Source organism: Thalassolituus sp. UBA2009 (assembly GCF_002335285.1).
In the GTDB taxonomy this organism is placed as follows: domain Bacteria; phylum Pseudomonadota; class Gammaproteobacteria; order Pseudomonadales; family Oceanobacteraceae; genus Venatoribacter; species Venatoribacter alkanivorans.
The window spans coordinates 1-3,935 of sequence record NZ_DDCJ01000144.1; the positions used below are offsets into that span (position 1 = coordinate 1).

At 56.9% G+C, this 3,935-nt stretch carries 4 protein-coding genes; 3 read left to right on the forward strand and 1 reads right to left on the reverse strand.

Annotation, left to right across the window (positions count from 1 at the left end):
- Window positions 1-1,143: signal recognition particle-docking protein FtsY (gene ftsY, locus B3P58_RS17970; RefSeq protein ID WP_286719456.1), on the reverse strand; the 1,143-nt coding region annotated here is incomplete at its 3' end.
- Between the two features lie 247 nt (window positions 1,144-1,390).
- Between ftsY and B3P58_RS17975 the strand changes: the two genes are divergently transcribed.
- The 3 genes from B3P58_RS17975 to B3P58_RS17985 all read left to right on the forward strand — a co-directional run bounded on the left by B3P58_RS17975 (window position 1,391) and on the right by B3P58_RS17985 (window position 3,728).
- Window positions 1,391-2,221: a hypothetical protein gene (locus B3P58_RS17975; protein WP_286719458.1), complete on the forward strand. Its 831-nt coding sequence runs from the start codon at window positions 1,391-1,393 to the stop codon at window positions 2,219-2,221.
- A 7-nt stretch (window positions 2,222-2,228) separates the two neighbouring features.
- Entirely contained in the window at window positions 2,229-2,792 is a 564-nt protein-coding gene (rsmD, locus tag B3P58_RS17980) for a 16S rRNA (guanine(966)-N(2))-methyltransferase RsmD (protein ID WP_286719459.1), read from the forward strand.
- 129 nt (window positions 2,793-2,921) lie between these two features.
- Window positions 2,922-3,728, forward strand: coding sequence for a hypothetical protein (locus tag B3P58_RS17985; RefSeq protein ID WP_145467607.1), 807 nt, complete (start codon window positions 2,922-2,924; stop codon window positions 3,726-3,728).
- The last annotated feature ends 207 nt before the right edge of the window (window positions 3,729-3,935 follow it).

Below are 3,935 nucleotides of genomic sequence, written 5' to 3' on the forward strand. Positions count from 1 at the left end.
ACGTACCGGCAGGCCAAAGTGGCGGGCCAGCGCAAAGATAATGCCGCCCTTGGCGGTACCACCGAGCTTGGTCAGGGTCAGGCCGGTCACGCCGACCGCCTGCTGGAACTGACGCGCCTGGTTAATGGCGTTCTGGCCGGTTCCCGCATCCAGCACCAGCATCACTTCGTGTGGTGCGCTGTCGTCGAGTTTTTTCATGACCCGCACGACTTTTTCCAGTTCCTGCATCAGGTTGTCTTTGGTATGCAGACGACCGGCGGTATCGGCGATCAGGACATCGACTTTACGCGCTTTGGCCGCTTCCAGCGCATCGTACAGTACCGAAGCTGAATCGGCGCCGGTGTGCTGGGCAATCACCGGCACATTATTGCGTTCACCCCAGACCTGCAGCTGTTCAACCGCTGCGGCACGGAAGGTATCACCGGCCGCCAGCATGACGTTTTTGCCATCGCTCTGGAATTGTTTGGCCAGCTTACCGATGGTGGTGGTTTTCCCCACACCGTTAATACCAACCATCAGAATCACATAAGGCTTTTTGCTGCTGTCGATCACCAGCGGGGCCTGCACATCGCCCAGCGTGTCCTGCAGCTCGCCGATTAAGGCGTTATAGAGGGCATCGGAATCACTCAGTTCCTTGCGGCTGACGCGGGCGGTCAGGCGGCTCATGATGTCCTGCGTGGCTTCGACACCCACGTCGGCCATGATCAGCTGGGTTTCCAGTTCTTCCAGCAGGTCATCGTCGATTTCTTTTTTGCCCAGCAACAGGTTGGCCAGGCCATCGCTCAGGCCACTGCGGGTTTTGCTCAGGCCCTGACGGATACGGCTGAAAAAGCCCGGCTTTTTCGTGCCCTGATTATCCAGCGGTTTATCCTGAGTCTTCGGCTGGGCCGGAGCCGCTTCAGCACTGACAATATCTGCCGGCTTCTCTGCAGCCGGAACTTCAACCGCTTCATCTTCAGTAACAGTGCTTTCTGCGGCCACCACTTCAGCGGCTGGTGCTGCAGCTTCGGTTACGGTTTCCGTACTGTCAGCCTGCACCTGCTCAGGAGGCTGTTCAGCAGATTGTTCTGGGGATTCAGATTCCGCCGGGGTTTCTTTGGCGGCTTCCGGAGCATTTTTTTTGCGCTTAAAAAAATCAAACATCGGGGCACTCAGACATCAGGGACAATAATGGATGTTCGTTATGCGCCGGTTTTGCGGGGTGTTGTGGGGTTTTGCGAAACAGTGCAATCGGGCCAAAGCCCATCACGTTATTTCCGCACCCGGCGTCAGGGCGCTATCCTACCATCATTCCGCCGTATGTAATCGGCAGCGGATAAATTTCACCCCGCATTCAGGGCATGTTTGCACCTGAAACCGGCAACCACCATCAAACCGGGATAACCGCCCTATGCTGCACGGCTTCAGCCGCACCACTCTGAGCGCTCTGATTATCATCTGCCTGCTACTGATCAGCTGGATTAATCTCGGTTGGAAAGATGAAGAGCAGCAGCCATTACCGACGCTGCAGCAACCGCCGCTGGCCGCTGCTGGCTGGCAGTTCTGGCAGAGTCTGGAAGGTGTCGGTGTTTATCTGCGCAGTGCCGGCGATGTGAATGGTGGCTATCTGGCACTGCGCACCACCAGCGCTGTGTACACACTGAAGCTGCCTGCCACAGACTGGGCCGAAAACCTGAAACAGCAACTGCCGGGTAACCTGAAAGGAGGCCCGGCGCTGCTGCTGATTGCCGGGCCATGGGATGAACTCAGCCAGAAAACCATGGCCGCTTACGTCATCCGCAGTCTGGATCTGCAGCCGCTGGAACCTCTCAGCGGGTCTCTGCCGGCCTGTATCCAGGAGCATCTGGCGGGCGCCTTGTGGCTGACTCAGGCGCTGTTGCCTGCGTCGGCGCTACAACCGGCACACGCCTGGGCAACCCTTTACAGCTTGCCGGACAGCCTTGATATGCTGATCAGTCCCGACACACAAGCCAAAACCGCAGAACCAACACGCAGCGCCTGGGCCGAATGGCGGCTTGAGCAGGCCCGGCTGCTGCGCCAAAGCTGGCAGGATGACCGTGATCAGATCGACATTCAGGCCGATCTTGCCTACTATCGCCTGCCGGAAGACCTCTACCGCCAGCTGTATCATCAGCTCGGCCAGAGCCAGAAAACCGCTCCCGCTGAATTGCTGCACTGTCTGTCAGCAACTCAGCCGCAGCGCGAACCCAGCCAGCACTGAAGAACTCATGAGCAAAATCCAATCCCAGCAACTGCGTATTATTGGTGGCCAGTGGCGCTCCCGCCGCCTGCGTTTTCCCGCCGTCGATGGCCTGCGTCCGACCATGGACCGGGTACGTGAAACCGTCTTTAACTGGCTGCAGTACGATGTCGAAGGCGCACGTGCACTGGATGCCTTTGCCGGTTCCGGCGCGCTGGGCTTCGAAGCATTGTCGCGCGGCGCGAAGGAAGTGATTTTTCTCGAGAAGCATCCCAATGCGGCCCTGCAGCTGCGCGAAAATCTGGAAATTCTGCAGGCGCGCAACGCTCAGGTCTGGGCCGGCGATGCCCTGCTGTGGCTGCAACAGAATCCGGAGCCTTTTGATCTGGTGTTTCTCGATCCGCCGTTTGGCAAAGACCTGCTGCAACCGGCCATCAATGCCCTGTGCCTGCTGCCCGGAGCACTGGTGTATATCGAGCATGAAGTTCGCCTGCAGCCACTGTTTCCGGCCAACTGGCAGGAAATCAAACATAAGGAAACCAAGGAGTTCTGTTTCCGCCTGTTTGAAGTAATAGCGGACCCGGAGCCCTGATTTTTATTGTTTTTTGATTGAGTTATCAAAAGGGCTGAAGAATTCCCGGGCAGGCGATGATAAAGTAGCGCCGCCTGCCATTTAGCGGCAGCTGAATTCTGCTCAATCAGCTATCAATAAGGACATTCCATGCTGAAAACCCTTTCTTTTCTTACCCTTTGCCTGTTAACCGCATTCCGCGCCCAGGCTATTGAAGTCGTTGACTACCCGGTATATCTCGGCGGCGCGCAGTCGCTGAAGGCCGTGATTCTGCCGCTGAAAAACGACGACAGCAAAGCGCTGGTACAGGTTTCCGGTGTTAACCATGCGGTCGACCGGGTGGTCTTTCTGGCAGAAATGCAGGACCGCGGTCAGGGCTCTGTTGCCTACCGCATCGCTTACGATGGCCAGCCAAGAACCCTGATTTTAAAAGGCATGAACTGGGGCAATGAGTACTTTCAGGTATTCCTGCCAGACACTGGCCGTGACGGTGTAAATGTTGGCACGGTTGAGCAAGGTGAAACCGACCCGACCCGTGAAGCACTGGTTGAGCGCTACGGTCTGCAAAACAGCGAAGGCATCCAGAAAAAGCTGGCTCAGTTTAACCGTGATAAACACGTTAAGAACACCGAAGCCATGCTCAGCGAAAAAGACAGCGAAGCCAGCCAGGCCTGCGGCAGCACCATCAAGACCCGTATTGACTGGACCAGCGTGAATGACGGCCTGCTGAAAGATGTCAGCATTGGCGCTTACTGCTCACAGGTTGCCGGTGAAATGGCCCGTATCTGTCAGTATCACCCACAGTTCAAGGCCGATCTGGCGGCACTGCAGACGGTGCAATGCAAATTTGGTGAGGTTCTGAAGCTGCGCCGTCAGGGCAACGAAGTGACCTTTATGACGGCAAAAGACGCCGCCAACCAGTCTGATTTTGTTAACGCCTACCTGCGTAATTTCTGACTACCGCCATCGTACTTCCGGCCCGCTAACGGGCCGGAACCACGTTAACCGACGGTTTCTTCGTCGGCCTCCAGCCAGCTCGGACGCGGAATAAACTGCTGTTGCAGCTGATTCATCGCCTCGCGGTATTCGTCGGTCAGATAGGGCCGCTCCAGCGTAAACACCTGATAAATACCGCCGCGCAACAGCTCCGGCGAAATCGCATCA